Origin of the sequence: Planococcus sp. SE5232 (assembly GCF_050686535.1) — a bacterium.
In the GTDB taxonomy this organism is placed as follows: domain Bacteria; phylum Bacillota; class Bacilli; order Bacillales_A; family Planococcaceae; genus Planococcus.
In genome coordinates this window covers 858,002-872,327 of the sequence record NZ_JBOGCP010000001.1, presented here as the reverse complement: position 1 = coordinate 872,327, position 14,326 = coordinate 858,002, and the positions used below count along the sequence as shown (strand labels likewise).

General features: G+C 45.2%; 19 protein-coding genes. 1 reads left to right on the top strand and 18 read right to left on the bottom strand.

Annotated features, from left to right (window positions below; translation table 11 throughout):
• Window positions 1–122 precede the first annotated feature (122 nt).
• Together ACRC6Q_RS04205 and ACRC6Q_RS04200 are read right to left on the bottom strand one after the other, a co-directional pair.
• Window positions 123–266 carry a hypothetical protein gene (locus tag ACRC6Q_RS04205; RefSeq protein ID WP_169314366.1) on the bottom strand — a complete coding sequence of 48 codons (144 nt, stop codon included), beginning with the start codon at window positions 264–266 and terminating at the stop codon, window positions 123–125.
• Between the two features lie 28 nt (window positions 267–294).
• Window positions 295–705, bottom strand: a complete 411-nt coding sequence (locus tag ACRC6Q_RS04200) for a single-stranded DNA-binding protein (protein ID WP_223634812.1) — start codon at window positions 703–705, stop codon at window positions 295–297.
• 293 nt (window positions 706–998) lie between these two features.
• Here ACRC6Q_RS04200 and ACRC6Q_RS04195 point away from each other — a divergent pair, with 293 nt between their 5' ends.
• A complete protein-coding gene (locus ACRC6Q_RS04195; protein ID WP_223634814.1) occupies window positions 999–1,436 on the top strand; it encodes a YwpF-like family protein in 438 nt (145 codons plus the stop codon).
• 128 nt (window positions 1,437–1,564) lie between these two features.
• Here the strand turns inward: ACRC6Q_RS04195 and ACRC6Q_RS04190 are convergent, their stop codons facing one another.
• The 16 genes from ACRC6Q_RS04190 to ACRC6Q_RS04115 form a co-directional block, all read right to left on the bottom strand.
• Entirely contained in the window at window positions 1,565–1,954 is a 390-nt protein-coding gene (locus ACRC6Q_RS04190) for a hypothetical protein (RefSeq protein ID WP_223634816.1), read from the bottom strand.
• 68 nt (window positions 1,955–2,022) lie between these two features.
• Complete coding sequence (gene fabZ, locus ACRC6Q_RS04185; protein ID WP_223634818.1) at window positions 2,023–2,463, bottom strand: 3-hydroxyacyl-ACP dehydratase FabZ; 441 nt, start codon at window positions 2,461–2,463, stop codon at window positions 2,023–2,025.
• A 42-nt stretch (window positions 2,464–2,505) separates the two neighbouring features.
• The gene (locus ACRC6Q_RS04180; protein ID WP_223634820.1) at window positions 2,506–2,769 is read right to left on the bottom strand and encodes a DNA-directed RNA polymerase subunit beta; all 264 of its coding nucleotides are present in this window, start codon (window positions 2,767–2,769) and stop codon (window positions 2,506–2,508) included.
• Window positions 2,770–2,898: 129 nt separating this feature from the next.
• Window positions 2,899–3,933, bottom strand: coding sequence for a rod shape-determining protein (locus tag ACRC6Q_RS04175; protein ID WP_223634823.1), 1,035 nt, complete (start codon window positions 3,931–3,933; stop codon window positions 2,899–2,901).
• Between the two features lie 230 nt (window positions 3,934–4,163).
• On the bottom strand, window positions 4,164–5,462 hold the full coding sequence (gene murA / locus ACRC6Q_RS04170; protein ID WP_223634899.1) for a UDP-N-acetylglucosamine 1-carboxyvinyltransferase: 1,299 nt from the start codon (window positions 5,460–5,462) through the stop codon (window positions 4,164–4,166).
• A gap of 363 nt (window positions 5,463–5,825) precedes the next feature.
• On the bottom strand, window positions 5,826–6,059 hold the full coding sequence (locus ACRC6Q_RS04165) for a DUF1146 family protein (protein ID WP_223634826.1): 234 nt from the start codon (window positions 6,057–6,059) through the stop codon (window positions 5,826–5,828).
• A 317-nt stretch (window positions 6,060–6,376) separates the two neighbouring features.
• Entirely contained in the window at window positions 6,377–6,781 is a 405-nt protein-coding gene (locus ACRC6Q_RS04160; protein WP_223634829.1) for a F0F1 ATP synthase subunit epsilon, read from the bottom strand.
• Between the two features lie 24 nt (window positions 6,782–6,805).
• The gene (gene atpD, locus ACRC6Q_RS04155; protein WP_223634832.1) at window positions 6,806–8,221 is read right to left on the bottom strand and encodes a F0F1 ATP synthase subunit beta; all 1,416 of its coding nucleotides are present in this window, start codon (window positions 8,219–8,221) and stop codon (window positions 6,806–6,808) included.
• A gap of 463 nt (window positions 8,222–8,684) precedes the next feature.
• Complete coding sequence (atpG, locus tag ACRC6Q_RS04150) at window positions 8,685–9,542, bottom strand: ATP synthase F1 subunit gamma (RefSeq protein WP_223640342.1); 858 nt, start codon at window positions 9,540–9,542, stop codon at window positions 8,685–8,687.
• A gap of 172 nt (window positions 9,543–9,714) precedes the next feature.
• A complete protein-coding gene (gene atpA / locus ACRC6Q_RS04145; protein WP_223640339.1) occupies window positions 9,715–11,223 on the bottom strand; it encodes a F0F1 ATP synthase subunit alpha in 1,509 nt (502 codons plus the stop codon).
• A gap of 27 nt (window positions 11,224–11,250) precedes the next feature.
• Window positions 11,251–11,781 carry a F0F1 ATP synthase subunit delta gene (locus ACRC6Q_RS04140; protein WP_431465862.1) on the bottom strand — a complete coding sequence of 177 codons (531 nt, stop codon included), beginning with the start codon at window positions 11,779–11,781 and terminating at the stop codon, window positions 11,251–11,253.
• Complete coding sequence (atpF, locus tag ACRC6Q_RS04135; RefSeq protein WP_223640333.1) at window positions 11,778–12,299, bottom strand: F0F1 ATP synthase subunit B; 522 nt, start codon at window positions 12,297–12,299, stop codon at window positions 11,778–11,780. Before atpF ends, ACRC6Q_RS04140 begins: the two co-directional genes overlap by 4 nt.
• Before the next feature lie 161 nt (window positions 12,300–12,460).
• Window positions 12,461–12,685 carry a F0F1 ATP synthase subunit C gene (gene atpE, locus ACRC6Q_RS04130; RefSeq protein ID WP_006829234.1) on the bottom strand — a complete coding sequence of 75 codons (225 nt, stop codon included), beginning with the start codon at window positions 12,683–12,685 and terminating at the stop codon, window positions 12,461–12,463.
• Between the two features lie 54 nt (window positions 12,686–12,739).
• Entirely contained in the window at window positions 12,740–13,450 is a 711-nt protein-coding gene (atpB, locus tag ACRC6Q_RS04125; RefSeq protein ID WP_223640330.1) for a F0F1 ATP synthase subunit A, read from the bottom strand.
• Between the two features lie 27 nt (window positions 13,451–13,477).
• Window positions 13,478–13,849 carry an ATP synthase subunit I gene (locus ACRC6Q_RS04120; RefSeq protein ID WP_223640328.1) on the bottom strand — a complete coding sequence of 124 codons (372 nt, stop codon included), beginning with the start codon at window positions 13,847–13,849 and terminating at the stop codon, window positions 13,478–13,480.
• Window positions 13,850–13,851: 2 nt separating this feature from the next.
• Entirely contained in the window at window positions 13,852–14,073 is a 222-nt protein-coding gene (locus ACRC6Q_RS04115) for an AtpZ/AtpI family protein (RefSeq protein ID WP_223640325.1), read from the bottom strand.
• Between the last annotated feature and the right edge of the window lie 253 nt (window positions 14,074–14,326).

Below are 14,326 nucleotides of genomic sequence, written 5' to 3'. Positions count from 1 at the left end.
TTCTTCACACTAATTTGAATTGAAAAGGTAATTTCTTTAGTTCAACTAATATAACTTAATTTGATTTCAAATAATCCGGCCAGGTCCCCACCTGGCCGGATTCCCCTTTTAGACGTGAATATTCACCCTTTTTGAACGGAACGGAAGATCGATTTCAGTTCACTTAGTTCCCGCTCCGCCTCTGCCAATCGCTGATGGAGCAAAGCGGTTAGTTTGATCAATTGCTCCATATGCACTTCCAGTTGCAGCTGTACATCTTTCGGCATCGCTAAGTGCCTCCTTTTTTAAAATTGCTTATGCATTTACTTGCTCCGTCCCTGGTGGTTGGAAATCGAAGTCTTCATCTGACTGCGATGCTTCCGGCTGAGGGGCGGTTTCTTCTTGTGGTTTTCTTCTGTCGAGGAACCGGATCTGATCGCCAAGTACTTCCGTCACATAGATGCGCGTCCCGTCTTCTTTATCGTAAGAGCGTGACTGCAGGCGGCCGGTAACAGCGACCAGTGATCCTTTGACGCAGTATTTCGAGACATTGTGGGCAGGCTTGCCCCAAGTGGAACAAAGGACATAATCTGTTTCCGTTTCTCCTTTCTGATTTTTATAGTTTCGGGAGACCGCTACGATGAAGGAAGTATGTATCCGCCCTTCATTCATGACCCGCATGGCTGGATCTTTTGTTAAACGTCCTACAATTCCGACTTGATTCATTTTCTCACCTCCTTTCGCTTACTTGAAGCATACTAAGAAGATTGAATTCTTTGCAAAAACGAAAAAATTATTTTTTGCGGGTTTTTGCGCCTTCATATCTCATTTTTGGAAGATCCCCTGAATTTCTTTACGTATTGTTTAGTTGAAATGATTGAGTTCCAGCTAAAGGATCTGCCAAATCAAAAATGTCTTTTGGGATAGCTCACATTTTTTTACATGCCCTTTTCCGTTCGCCACCCAAATCTTCAATATGCTATACTGAAACAAAGTTAGTGTATTGGAGGCATTGCTGCATGAAAACATTCAAAATGCTGTCACTGGGTATTGAAATAGAGGATCAAGTGACCGATTATCCGGTACATGATGGCATCATCATCAACCAGGAGAACACTGAACGCTCGTGGATCCTGGAAATGCTGATCGACTTGACCCACCAGGAAACGTTTGAACACTTAAAGAACATTGAAGAAACAATAGCGGTCCAAGTCGTCATTTCCTATCCTGGAAACGAACCGGCCCCATTTGAAGTAGTGGTGTGTGCAGTAAAGGTCATGGGGGATCATATTTCTGTCCTTATGAAAGGCACCTTGAAGCGGGCTCGCCGAAAATATGCAGAAACGCTGCTGTCGGAGTTGCTTGAAGATGGACTTGAAGGACAAGAATTGCTTGAGCGCTTCGAAACGGATATGCGCACACGTCCAGGCCTGCGAAAAGATGAGGCAAAATCATAACGGTCCAGCTTTAAATTATAGGCAGACAAATAAGAAATCCGAGCAGATTTACTTTCTATGAAGTAAATCTGCTCGGATTTTTGTGCAGATAAAAAACCACCGGCATGCAGCGATGGTTTAGTGACAGCTTAGTAGTTTGATTTTGTCGAATTGAGTTTGCGTTCTACAAAGTCCGCTTCTGCTCTGCAAGCGTAATCGTAGGAGGTATGTAAAGTTTCTTGTGTGATTTCTATACGGGCTACCTGCTCTTCTGAAGGAGGTTCCTTTAAAATGCGATCGATTGTCTGGTTGATCTTTTCAGCAATGCTTTCATGGAACTCAGGGGCAGCCTTTACCTCTTCAGGTACTTGCTTGTACCACTTTGCTTCATTTTCAATATAGGCTTTCCATGTATCCATAAAATCCGTTAACTGAAAACGCTCCTCTTTCCACTCGATCTGCGCCATGTATTTTTCGAAATTCTTTGAGATTGATTTTGTTATACTGCTTTTCACACTCGGTGATAATGATTTATACATCTAAGTAACCTCCATTTCTAAAACGAGAAGCCTTTGCTGGTAAGGTTTGCTGTCTCAAGAAAGCTTATTCACTTAGCTTCAGAAACAGGTCCCAACGCAAAGAGAATATCGCATTCGCATGCTATTTCTCCGTCCACGGTGGCAATTGCATGGCCTTTGCCCATAGAACCGCGCAGTTTCGTCAACTCAACTTCCAGTCGCAATTGATCACCTGGTATAACCTGCCGTTTAAAGCGGCAGTTATCAATGCCTGTGAAGAACGCCAGACGGCCTTTATTGGCATCCAATTGCAGGACAGCTGCCGCGCCAACCTGTGCCAGCGCTTCAACAATCAAGACACCTGGCATCACCGGGTATCCTGGAAAATGTCCGTTAAAAAATTCTTCATTCGCAGATACATTCTTTAAGCCGACCGCTTTCTTTCCGGCTTCAATTTCTACTATCCGATCCACCATCAAAAATGGATATCGATGCGGTAAAATCGCTTGAATTTGTTCAGTTGTCAACAATCGATTCAACTCCTTCTATTTTTCTTCAGCAATCGCTAAAGCCTATTTTCCACTCATAATATCAAATATGTGCTGCCAAGTTTCCCATTTCAACGCATCGGCCGGTTCGCCGTCTCCGACAACGCCAAAGCCCACCATTGCGCCTAGAACAGCAGCCAGAGCAACCAAGGCAATTACAATGATGATGCGGAGCCAAATGGGAAACAGGCGGATTTGGACCCACCATGTCTTTTTCGGCTCTTCAGTTTTTACCTCATCTTTTTCAGCTTTTTTCCGAAGAGAAAAGTTTTTTTTCAGCTCAGCCATTCACTCCGTCAACCTTTCCATCTACTGAATTCCCGAATTTCGGGCAAATCCATTCGTCCTGCTTTCCCTCAGTGAAGACGCTCTTCTGCCGAGGGAAGTTTCCCTTTTGTCTAAACTCTAGTCATTATACTAGAATACTCTGTTTTTGCCACCTGCTATTTGGCTCTGTTTACTCTGGCGGAAGATATTTTCTTTTGCTTCTAGCATCAATCCTGTGCCCAGCGCTACGCATTCCATTGGATTTTCTGCGATGGAGACCGGAATTCCCAATTTCTCTGCCAACAGCTGATCGAGGCCTTCCAGCAAGGCGCCTCCGCCTGTCAGGATTGCTCCGCTTTCAATGATATCCGAAGCCAGTTCCGGCGGTGTTTTCTCCAGCACCAGACGGGTAGCCTCAACAATGGATTCCACCGATTCCTTAAGCGCAGACTCAACCTCTTTTGAAGTGATGATCAATGTTTTCGGGTAGCCGGTCAAAATATCACGGCCCCTGATTTCCATTACTTTCTCTTCAGCGTGCTTCACTGCCGTACCGATCTCCTGCTTGATTTTTTCAGCAGTTTTTTCACCGATCAGCAGCTTGTGGTGTTGTTTGACATACTTCATTATCTGCTGGTCAAATCGATCTCCCGCTATTTTAATTGTTTCACTTGTAACGATATCACCCATAGACAAAACCGCGACATCTGTTGTTCCGCCTCCGATATCGATAACCATACTGGCATTCGGTTGATAGATATCCAGGCCGGCACCGATTGCCGCAACTTTCGGTTCCACTTCCACATAAACTTTCTTGCCGCCTGCTTTTTCCGCCACTTCACGGATTGCATTCTGTTCAATGCTCGTGACATTCGTGGGACAGCAAATCAGGATGCGCGGCTTGGTCATGAAACCTTTCAATTTCAGGATGTGAATGAAATGCTTGAGCATGGCTTCCGTAACATCAAAATCGTGGATTACGCCGTCTTTCAACGGACGGACCGCCACAATATGCTTCGGCGTTCTGCCCATCATTTTGTGCGCGTCTTTTCCGACAGCCAGCACTTCATTGGTTTTTTGGTCCATGGCCACTACGGAAGGCTCGTTCAGGATGATTCCTTTGCCTTTAACGTAGATCAATACATTCGCTGTTCCAAGATCGATTCCGATATCCTTTGAAAACATCAAGCCCGCACTCCTTCTAACCCATTTATCCCATTTCTGCAACCGAAGGAAAAGTAGCCCTCCTGATTGAAGTTGTTCACCATTCCTACATATCGCTAAAAAAAAGACTCTCTTAATTGAATATTTTATCATAGTGAGGAACGCAATGACAAAAATTCGTTGATCCACCTGAATTCATAAAAAGAGCCTGCAACGCTAAGATTTAGCGCTGCAAGCCCCTTATGAAAGAATTAGACCAATTGCTCAACTTTCGTTTCAGCCTGTTCAACACTTACACGCTCAATATCAGCGCCTAGAGCTGCCAGTTTCAAATGAAAATCTACATATCCGCGATCTAAATGATAAAGTTCGTTAACACGTGTGATTCCGTCTGCAGCGAGTCCAGCCAGAATCAATGCAGCCGCAGCTCTTAAATCTGTAGCTGCCACTTCCGCTCCTTGTAGAGCTGAAGGACCTTCCATGATTACAGAGCGGCCTTCGATTTTGACCGAAGCATTCATACGGCGGAACTCTTCCACATGCATGAAGCGATTTTCAAAGACAGTTTCCGTTAAAATGCCGTTGCCCGTAGCAGTCAGCATCAAGGACATCATCTGAGATTGCATGTCCGTCGGGAATCCCGGATGAGGCATGGTTTTGATATCGATTGAACGAAGTGGTCGGCTTGCACGGATGCGCAGCCCTTCTTGCGTTTCCTGAATATCAACACCCATTTCACCCATCTTCGAGATCAAAGCTGCCATATGTTCAGGAACAGCGTTCTCGATGATGACGTCGCCTTCAGTGATTGCAGCAGCGACCATGAACGTTCCAGCTTCAACACGATCCGGAATGATGTAATGCTCAGCACCATGCAGTTCTTCCACACCTTCGATACGCATAGTATCTGTACCGGCTCCGATTACGCGGCCACCCATTTCATTGATGTAATTTGCAACATCGACGATTTCAGGCTCTTTTGCAGCGTTTTCGATCAATGTTGTACCTTCTGCCAAAGCGGCAGCCATCATAATGTTTTCAGTTGCGCCGACACTTGGGAAATCCAAATAGATTTTAGCCCCGCGTAAACGTCCTGTTGTTTTTGCTTCAACAAAACCGTTGCCAAAAGTGATTTTCGCACCCATCGCTTCAAACCCTTTAAGGTGTTGATCGATTGGACGTGAGCCTATAGCGCATCCACCCGGCAAAGCTACACGAGCAAATCCATTACGTGCAAGAACTGGTCCCATTACCAGAATCGAGGCGCGCATTTTACGCACATATTCAAACTGCGCTTCGCTTGATAATGTTGCTGAAGAATCGATCAGCATTTCATTTTTTTCCGGGAAGTATTCAACAGAAACATTCAAGCTTTTCAAAACTTCCTGAATGGTGTAGACATCCGCCAAATTTGGCACTTCTTTGATGATGCTCTTGCCTTTTGAAGCCAATAACGCTCCGGCTAATACCGGAAGAACTGCATTTTTAGCACCCTCCACACGTACTTTCCCTTTTAATTTTTGGCCGCCTTTTACAATAATTTGATCCACTAATATGCCCTCCATGTGTTTAATAGTCATCTATATGTATCCCATATACGTTTAAAGTCCAATGTCATTATTTAGAAACAAAACCTTACTCATATTACCTGCTTCTTTAGTAAAAAACAAGCAACTTTACTCTCATTTTGCGCAGTTATTTTAATCAAAATTATTCATTACGTTAAGTTATTCGAAAGATACTTCCATTTTATGTCCGTTAGGGAGAAAAGTCACGTTTTATTACCAGTCTTAATAGACCTTTTCCCCTCTGTCTTGTGCTTAAACCTTATACGCAAGATTATTTCCCGGGTAATAAAACTTTTGCCGTTTTGCCATAGCCATGAGTTTCAGAGCCATGGCAAAACGGCAATTTTAAAACAGATAAGGCAATTGCCTTGACCAAGATGAAATATTTAGGAAAAAAGTAGATACCATGGTCCCGAGTGCTATACTGATAAAAATATAGAGAATTTGCGCTTGGAGCACATGATGCTTATGGATCCACTTTTCAAACATTACGGCGCGCATTGCGTAAAAAGCAACGCCCGAAAAGAAAATATGGCTGAAGATTGAAATTAAAGCGGTTTGGCCAATCATGGTTTCCATCTTATCCATCCTTTCCAGAATAGTAAAAGCGGGCAAAAGTCACTTGCCCTTCTGCCCGCTTTTTCTTTTGTTACTATCCAGCTTCAACGGCCAACTCCTCGGGTCTTAAGGCAGCCTGGCTGTGCGGCTGAAAAGATGCCGCTTCGCCAGTCTGCCTTAAGCCCGTCGGAGCTGAACGGCCGTTTACGCTTTTCTTATTGTCCAGCTTCAGCGCCCAGATTCTTGGGTCATAAGCCAACCCAGCTGCGTGGCAAAGTACGCCACACTGCTGGTTTTTCTTATGCCCGTCGAATCTACACGGGCGCTTACGCTTTTCTTTAAATGTTACCCTCATAAACGTTGATACGATTCATCGCACGCTTTAACGCCAATTCTGCACGTTTAAAGTCGATTTCATCTTTATTTGCCTGTAAAAGTGCTTCTGCACGTTTAGCGGATTCCTGAGCACGCGCCAAATCAATTTCTGTAGCGAGTTCAGCCGATTGTGCAAGAATTGTCACTTTTTCAGGGCGGATTTCAAGAAATCCGCCGTTTACAGCTACCAATTCTGTCGAGTTCTCTTTCTTCAATCGGACTGCACCGATTCCAAGAGGAGCGACTGTCGGAATGTGGCCGGGCAGGACGCCCATTTCGCCTGTTGCTGTAACTGCAATAACCATAGATACTTCTGAATCGTATACCGGGCCGTCGGGAGTGACAATATTGACTGTAATGGTCTTCATTTTTTTCCCTCCTGGTCCCTGGTTTTAGACTTCTACGCCCATGCCTTTTGCTTTTGCAATAACATCTTCAATGCGTCCGACCAAACGGAAAGCATCTTCTGGCAAGTGGTCATATTTTCCATCAAGAATTTCTCTAAATCCTTTGATCGTTTCTTGAACAGGAACATAAGAGCCTTTTTGGCCAGTGAACTGTTCAGCCACGTGGAAGTTCTGAGAAAGGAAGTTTTGGACACGGCGTGCACGGTTAACCGTCAGCTTGTCTTCGTCGCTTAACTCATCCATACCAAGGATTGCAATGATATCTTGTAATTCTTTGTAGCGTTGAAGCGTTTCTTGAACTTCACGTGAGATGTTGTAATGTTCGGCGCCAACGATTTCAGGTGACAATGCACGTGAAGTTGAAGCCAAAGGATCTACTGCTGGGTAGATACCCATCTCAGAAAGTTTACGCTCAAGGTTTGTTGTCGCATCCAAGTGAGCGAAAGTTGTAGCCGGAGCCGGATCCGTATAGTCATCGGCTGGTACGTAGATCGCTTGAATAGACGTTACTGAACCTGTGCTTGTTGTCGTGATCCGTTCCTGTAATTGACCCATTTCAGTCGCAAGTGTCGGCTGGTAACCAACGGCAGATGGCATGCGGCCAAGAAGCGCTGATACCTCAGAACCTGCTTGCGTATAACGATAGATATTATCGATGAATAGGAGTACATCCGCGCCTTGTTCGTCACGGAAATATTCAGCCATTGTCAAAGCAGACAAAGCAACACGCATACGTGCGCCCGGCGGCTCGTTCATTTGGCCGAAGACCATTGCCGTTTTCTTGATTACGCCAGAATCGCTCATTTCGTGGAATAAGTCGTTTCCTTCACGTGTACGCTCACCAACACCGGCGAATACAGAAAGACCGCCGTGCTCTTGAGCGATGTTGTTGATCAATTCCTGGATAAGAACTGTTTTACCTACACCGGCACCACCGAAGAGACCGATTTTACCACCTTTGATGTAAGGGGCAAGCAAGTCGACAACTTTGATACCTGTTTCAAGAATTTCTACTTCTGTGGAAAGGTGTTCGAATGTAGGCGCTAAGCGGTGAATCGGATCACGGCGCTCTGTAGCAGGAATCTCTTCCCCTAAATCGATAATTTCACCAAGTACGTTGAATACGCGGCCCAATGTTGCTTCTCCAACTGGAACAGTAATAGCGCTGCCCAAATCGGTTACAACCGATCCGCGTTGCAATCCATCAGTGGATTCCATCGCAATTGTACGGACTGAATCGTCACCAAGGTGAAGAGCCACTTCAAGCGTCAAAACGACTTGAGCTTGTCCGGGACGATCAATATTTACAGTTAGGGCATTGTAGATAGCTGGAAGTTGGCCGTTAGCGAACTTGACATCTACAACCGGTCCCATAACTTGAAGAACGTGTCCTGTGTTCATGCTGTTCCCTCCTGTCTTACTTTTATTAAAACTTTATTGCAAGTCTCAACGGCCTTATCGGCCGTCTTCGCTTCAATGTTTTTTCGTTATTGTCCAGACTCCAGCAGCCCAGCTCTTCGGGTCATAAGTCGACCCAGCTGTGCGGCAAAGAACGCCACCCTGCTGGTCCACCTTATGCCTTTCAGAGCTTAACGGGCACTGTCGCTTTTCGTTATTGTCCAGACTCCAGCAGCCCAGCTCCTCGGGTCATAAGTCGACCCAGCTGTGCGGCAAAGAACGCCACCCTGCTGGTCCACCTTATCCCTTTCAGAGCTTAACGGGCGCTGTCGCTTTTCGTTATTGTCCAGACTCCAGCAGCCCAGCTCCTCGGGTCATAAGTCGACCCAGCTGTGCGGCAAAGAACGCCACCTGCTGGTCCACCTTATGCCTTTCAGAGCTTAACGGGCGCTGTCGCTTTTCGTTATTATTCTAACGCAGCTGCTCCGCCGACGATTTCAGAGATTTCCTGAGTGATTGCCGCCTGGCGGGCACGGTTGTATTGAAGTGTCAATCCGCCGATTAAATCAGACGCATTGTCGGTTGCGCTCTTCATTGCTGTCATAGATGCAGCATGTTCACTCGCTTTGCCGTCAAGAAGGGCCCCAAAGATCAAGCTTTCCGCGTATTGCGGAAGAAGAACTTCCAAAATCGCTTCTGCTGAAGGATCGAACTCGTAAGAGGCAGTTGATCCTGTCGGTTGAATATCCGTCAGCGGCAAGACTTTTTTCTCTGTGACTTCTTGTTGAATTGCTGAAACAAAGTGATTGTAATACATATAAACTTCGTCATATGTACCATCTGAGAACATACCAACAGCTTTGCGCGTTATTTCTTTAATATCCGCAAACGTCGGATGGTCCGGAAGCGCAATTGCACTTTCAAGAATGGTCATTCCTTGCTTCGCAAAGAATTCTTTCCCTTTCCGGCCGACGCTCAGGATCACAAACTCGTCATTGGATGTATGCCGTTCACGGATTTTGTTCATAACAACACGAAGAATATTACTGTTATATCCACCTACAAGGCCACGATCCGATGTGATCACTAAATAAGCAGTTTTCTTTACAGGACGGGCGATCATCATTGCATTGCTGGTGTCCGTAGACCCGGCTGCGATGGATGCCACTACGTCCTGGATTTTGTCCATGTAGGGAACGAATGCTTTCGCGTTCACTTCCGCACGGCTTAGTTTAGATGCAGAAACCATTTGCATGGCTCTTGTGATCTGACTCGTTTTCTTGGTTGACGTAATGCGTGTTTTTATATCGCGTAAAGATGCCACTGGTATTTCACCACCCTATTATTTTTTCTTCATATTCGACTCGAGTAGCCCTCCGCTCTAACGGGCAGCATGTCTCCCGCATTGACACGCAGGAAATGGACTGACCGCAAAAGTCCGATTGGATCAACCAGCATTCAGTGAGGCAAAAGCCTCTACTGAATACAGTTTCTCTTTACTCTGATTTTGCGAATGTGCGTTTGAATTCGTTGATCGCTGCACCAAATGCGTCATCAGCAGGTAAACCTTGAGTTGTACGAATAGTATCCAAAATTTCTGTGTGGTTTGTATCCAACCAGCTTGTCAATTCAGCTTCAAAGCGAGAAATGTCGTTGAGAGCGATGTCGTCAAGGAATCCACGAGTCAACGCATAGAAGATAACAACTTGTTTTTCAACTTTGATCGGGTTGTTCAAATCTTGCTTCAAGACTTCAACAGTACGTTTCCCGCGCTCGATTTTCGCAGCAGTTGCAGCATCAAGATCTGAACCGAACTGAGAGAATGATTCAAGTTCACGGAAAGAAGCCAAGTCAAGACGCAATGTACCCGCAACTTTTTTCATTGCTTTGATCTGAGCTGAACCACCAACACGTGATACAGACAGACCCGCGTTGATCGCTGGGCGTACACCTGAGAAGAATAGATCCGATTGAAGGAAGATCTGGCCATCCGTAATCGAGATAACGTTTGTTGGAATATATGCAGAGATATCGCCAGCCTGCGTTTCAACGAACGGCAATGCTGTGATTGATCCTGCTCCAAGAGTTTCGTTCAACTTCGCTGCACGCTCAAGTAAACGTGAGTGCAAGTAGAAGACATCACCTGGATAAGCTTCACGGCCTGGTGGACGACGAAGCAATAGTGAAAGTTCGCGGTAAGCAGATGCTTGTTTTGTTAAATCATCATAGACGATCAACACGTGCTTGCCTTCAAACATGAATTCCTCAGCCATTGTGATACCTGCATAAGGAGCAAGGAACAATAATGGAGCTGGCTGTGAAGCAGAAGCTGTTACAACGATCGTGTAATCAAGAGCTCCGTTTTTACGGAAAGTTTCTACTACGTTACGTACAGTAGATTCTTTTTGTCCGATTGCAACATAGATACAGATCATGTCTTGGTCAGATTGGTTTAAGATCGTATCGATCGCTACAGAAGTTTTACCTGTCTGGCGGTCACCGATGATCAATTCACGCTGTCCACGGCCGATCGGCACAAGTGCGTCGATCGCTTTGATGCCTGTTTGAAGTGGTTCATGAACCGATTTACGGGCCATAACCCCTTGTGCAGGGCTTTCAATTGGACGGGTTTTAGTCGTGTTGATCGGTCCAAGACCGTCAACAGGCTGTCCAAGTGGATTTACTACGCGTCCGATAAGTTCAGGTCCTACCGGTACTTCCATGATGCGGCCAGTCCGACGTACTTCATCGCCTTCTTTAATGTCTGTGTAAGGGCCAAGGATAATAATACCAACATTGTTGGCTTCCAAGTTTTGCGCCATACCAAGGACACCAGTTGAGAATTCTACAAGTTCTCCAGCCATGATGTTGTCGAGGCCATGAGCGCGCGCGATACCATCACCAATGGTGATTACTGTACCAACGTCGTCAACTTTCATCTCTGATTGATAATTTTCAATCTGTTGTTTGATCAGACCGCTGATTTCTTCAGCTTTGATGCTCATGTATGTCACCCTCTCATAATTTCATAATTAACCGTTCAATTGACGCTGCAGACGTGACAATTTCGTGCTCACACTGCTGTCGTAAATGCGGTTTCCGATTTGAAGACGCAATCCGCCGATCAACGATGGATCGATGATGTTTTCAATTCGTAAAGATTGTTTGCCGATTTTTTTAGCGAAAACGGAAGAGATGGATGCGCGTTCTTCTTCAGTCAAAGGACGTGTAGAATAAACTTTCGCATCTTCGATTCCCTGTGCATTGTTGGATAAAGCGACGAACGCGTCAGCCATAGAGCCGACTTCGTCCAGACGTTTGCGTTCTGCCATCAATTGAAGTGTATTTACAACAAGCGGATTCGCTTCTCTGAATACCTCATTGATTAGGTTTGTTCTTTTATCAGCAGAAAGTTTTGGAGAAACGATCAAATTGTAAAGTTCCGGGGTCATTTCGAAGACCTTTTTCACTTCACGCAAATCCTGCTCTACATCCAATGACGATTCATGCTTTTGAGCAACTTCGAACAATGCTAGAGCGTAGCGTTCTGCAACTTGACTCACTGAACTTCGCCTGCCTTCGCAATCGTTTCGTTAATCAACTGACGGTTGTCTTCCTCAGAGATTTCTTTTTCAAGCACTTTCGTAGCAGCAAGCAATGACAATGCCACAACTTCTTCACGAACAGCTGAAATAGCTTTATCTCTTTCGTTGGCAATTTCTTGAACCGCAGCTTCTTTCATACGGCCAGACTCAGCACGCGCTGTCGTAATGATTTCCTCACGCGAAACGTCGCCTTGCTTTTTAGCGTTTTCAACGATTTCCTGTGCTTGCGTACGCGCATCTTTAAGAAGGCTGCGCTGCTCTTCAAGCAATTTCTGAGATTCCAGACGGCTGTTTTCAGCAGTTTCGATTTCACTCTTGATCAAATCTTCACGCTGCTGCATTACGCCCATCAAAGGACCCCATGCGAATTTCTTCAAAAGCAACATTAGCAAAATGAAGATAACAAGTGTAGCAAGGATGTCTCCAATATTCAAAAACTCCCCGGTTGCACCGAGTACGAGGTGATCAAAAAACACGATTGTTTCACTCCCTTCAAGAGCCTAAAATACAATTTCTTCTATAGTAAGATCTTTATCTGTCGTAAGATGGATTTTCAAAAGCAAATTGCTTCATACAAGTTTAAATGGCGAAAACCATATCGAAGCATCCCCACCATTTAACTTTTTGTATAGAAATACTATTGGTTCATAACGATGAACGCGATAACTACAGCGATGATTGGCAATGCCTCTACCAATGCAACACCGATGAACATTGTTGTTTGTAGGACGCCGCGTGCTTCTGGCTGGCGAGCGATACCTTCAACTGTTTTTGAAACGATAAGACCGTTACCGATACCTGCACCTAGTGCTGCTAAACCTACTGCGATTGCTGCTGCTAATAAACCTAATGAACCTGTCATTTAATGTGTCCTCCTCAGGATAGTTGTTTTTTTTGCTCTACGAGCAGTTTATACTCAATGATCGTCGGCAACTTTATGCGACATGTAGACCATCGTCAACATAACGAAAATAAACGCTTGGATTGCCCCGATAAAGATCGAGAAGCCTTGCCATGCCATCATTGGTACGATGGCTGATGCAAATCCAAATGCACCTGCTGATGCGAGGCCTGCCAACAAAGTCAACAGGATTTCCCCCGCATAGATGTTACCGTAAAGACGCAGACCGAGTGTCAGCGTATTTGCGAATTCCTCAATGATGTTCAATGGGAACAAGAATTTCATCGGCTTGATGTAGCCTCCGGCATATCCTTTAAGCCCTTTCAGCTTGATACCATAATAATGGCTCAAGATTAGCACCATTGCGGCCAATGTCATCGTTACCGTCGGATCAGCTGTTGGTGATTTCCACCAAAGATCTCCGTTGACAACTATTGCAAATGGAAGGCCTAACATGTTCGAAACAAAAATGAACATAATCAGGGTGATTCCAAGAACATGGAATCGGCCACCATCTTTCCAATCCATATTGCTTTTGATTATCCCTTTTACGAAATCCATGATCCATTCCATGAAGTTCTGCATGCCCGTCGGTTTAAGCTGCAGGTTCCGTGTGGAGATAAAAGCAATAAGGAAGACGATAAGAGCGGCTATAAGCAGCATCATAACGTTCGATAGGTTGAACCAGATCCCGAACACCTCGAGCATAGGAGCGCCATGTTCCACGATAGTTTCACCTCTCTTTCCACATTCTTAATGGTGTTTCACGTGATAAACAATCCGCTCTGTTAACAACAGAGCATAAGGGACCATCAACCCAATTACCGTACTGACCAAGTGAATGTGCTCTGCGAATAAAATGGCGATCGCCACAGCTGCAACACCTGATGCAAACCGTAATGCCGTTCCAAGCGAACGAACTTTCGAGCCTTCAGCCACCGCGCGGTCGAATTTCTCCATCCGCCGAACCAGAATCCACATGTTGTAAATGCCGAACAAAGTTCCGATGATGAGACCGGCGAACACTTCTTGATAAGGGGTAAACCCCCAACCAATAACGTAGAACGCCAAGATGAAAAAAATCATCTTTTTCAGTCTTGTATATATCTCCCTAAGTCCATCCATTTTTACTTGTCTCCTGATTCGAATTTGCGGACGGTCTGAAGCATTGCCCAAACACCGGCAGTGATGCCTATGACTAGGCAGATGATCATGAAAAACGGGGCGGTTCCGAGCTTTTCATCGAGCCACATACCTGTGAACACACCGAAAAGCGCGGACCCGACAAGTTGTGAGAGGATGGCACTGTAAAGCGCCATCGCTTGTAAGGGACTTTTTGTTGGGCGCATGATAACCCCCTCGAACCTCGTTGATTTGACATTAAACCCTTAAAAAGGACCGTCGCATCAGGCTTCCAAAACCACATAATATATGTAAGAAAACCTTCTCATGCATACCCTTTGTAAGCATACAATAGGGGTAAAATCATGTCAATTAGTAGAAGTGAAAAACTTCACAAGCGATTTTCCTCTGACATATTGTCGACAAACTTTGTACAGAAAAGTGAAAGTGCCTGTTCAGCTCTGACAGGCATAAGGCAAT

Excerpts from the sequence above, each read along its gene's own strand:
- ACRC6Q_RS04205 (WP_169314366.1), bottom strand. The coding sequence starts at position 266 with ATGCCGAAAGATGTACAGCTGCAACTGGAAGTGCATATGGAGCAATTG.
- ACRC6Q_RS04200 (WP_223634812.1), bottom strand. The coding sequence starts at position 705 with ATGAATCAAGTCGGAATTGTAGGACGTTTAACAAAAGATCCAGCCATG.
- ACRC6Q_RS04195 (WP_223634814.1), top strand. The coding sequence starts at position 999 with ATGAAAACATTCAAAATGCTGTCACTGGGTATTGAAATAGAGGATCAA.
- ACRC6Q_RS04190 (WP_223634816.1), bottom strand. The coding sequence starts at position 1,954 with ATGTATAAATCATTATCACCGAGTGTGAAAAGCAGTATAACAAAATCA.
- ACRC6Q_RS04180 (WP_223634820.1), bottom strand. The coding sequence starts at position 2,769 with ATGGCTGAGCTGAAAAAAAACTTTTCTCTTCGGAAAAAAGCTGAAAAA.
- ACRC6Q_RS04175 (WP_223634823.1), bottom strand. The coding sequence starts at position 3,933 with ATGTTTTCAAAGGATATCGGAATCGATCTTGGAACAGCGAATGTATTG.
- ACRC6Q_RS04165 (WP_223634826.1), bottom strand. The coding sequence starts at position 6,059 with ATGGAAACCATGATTGGCCAAACCGCTTTAATTTCAATCTTCAGCCAT.
- ACRC6Q_RS04160 (WP_223634829.1), bottom strand. The coding sequence starts at position 6,781 with ATGAAGACCATTACAGTCAATATTGTCACTCCCGACGGCCCGGTATAC.
- atpD (WP_223634832.1), bottom strand. The coding sequence starts at position 8,221 with ATGAACACAGGACACGTTCTTCAAGTTATGGGACCGGTTGTAGATGTC.
- atpA (WP_223640339.1), bottom strand. The coding sequence starts at position 11,223 with ATGAGCATCAAAGCTGAAGAAATCAGCGGTCTGATCAAACAACAGATT.
- atpE (WP_006829234.1), bottom strand. The coding sequence starts at position 12,685 with ATGACAGGTTCATTAGGTTTATTAGCAGCAGCAATCGCAGTAGGTTTA.
- ACRC6Q_RS04120 (WP_223640328.1), bottom strand. The coding sequence starts at position 13,849 with ATGGATGGACTTAGGGAGATATATACAAGACTGAAAAAGATGATTTTT.
- ACRC6Q_RS04115 (WP_223640325.1), bottom strand. The coding sequence starts at position 14,073 with ATGCGCCCAACAAAAAGTCCCTTACAAGCGATGGCGCTTTACAGTGCC.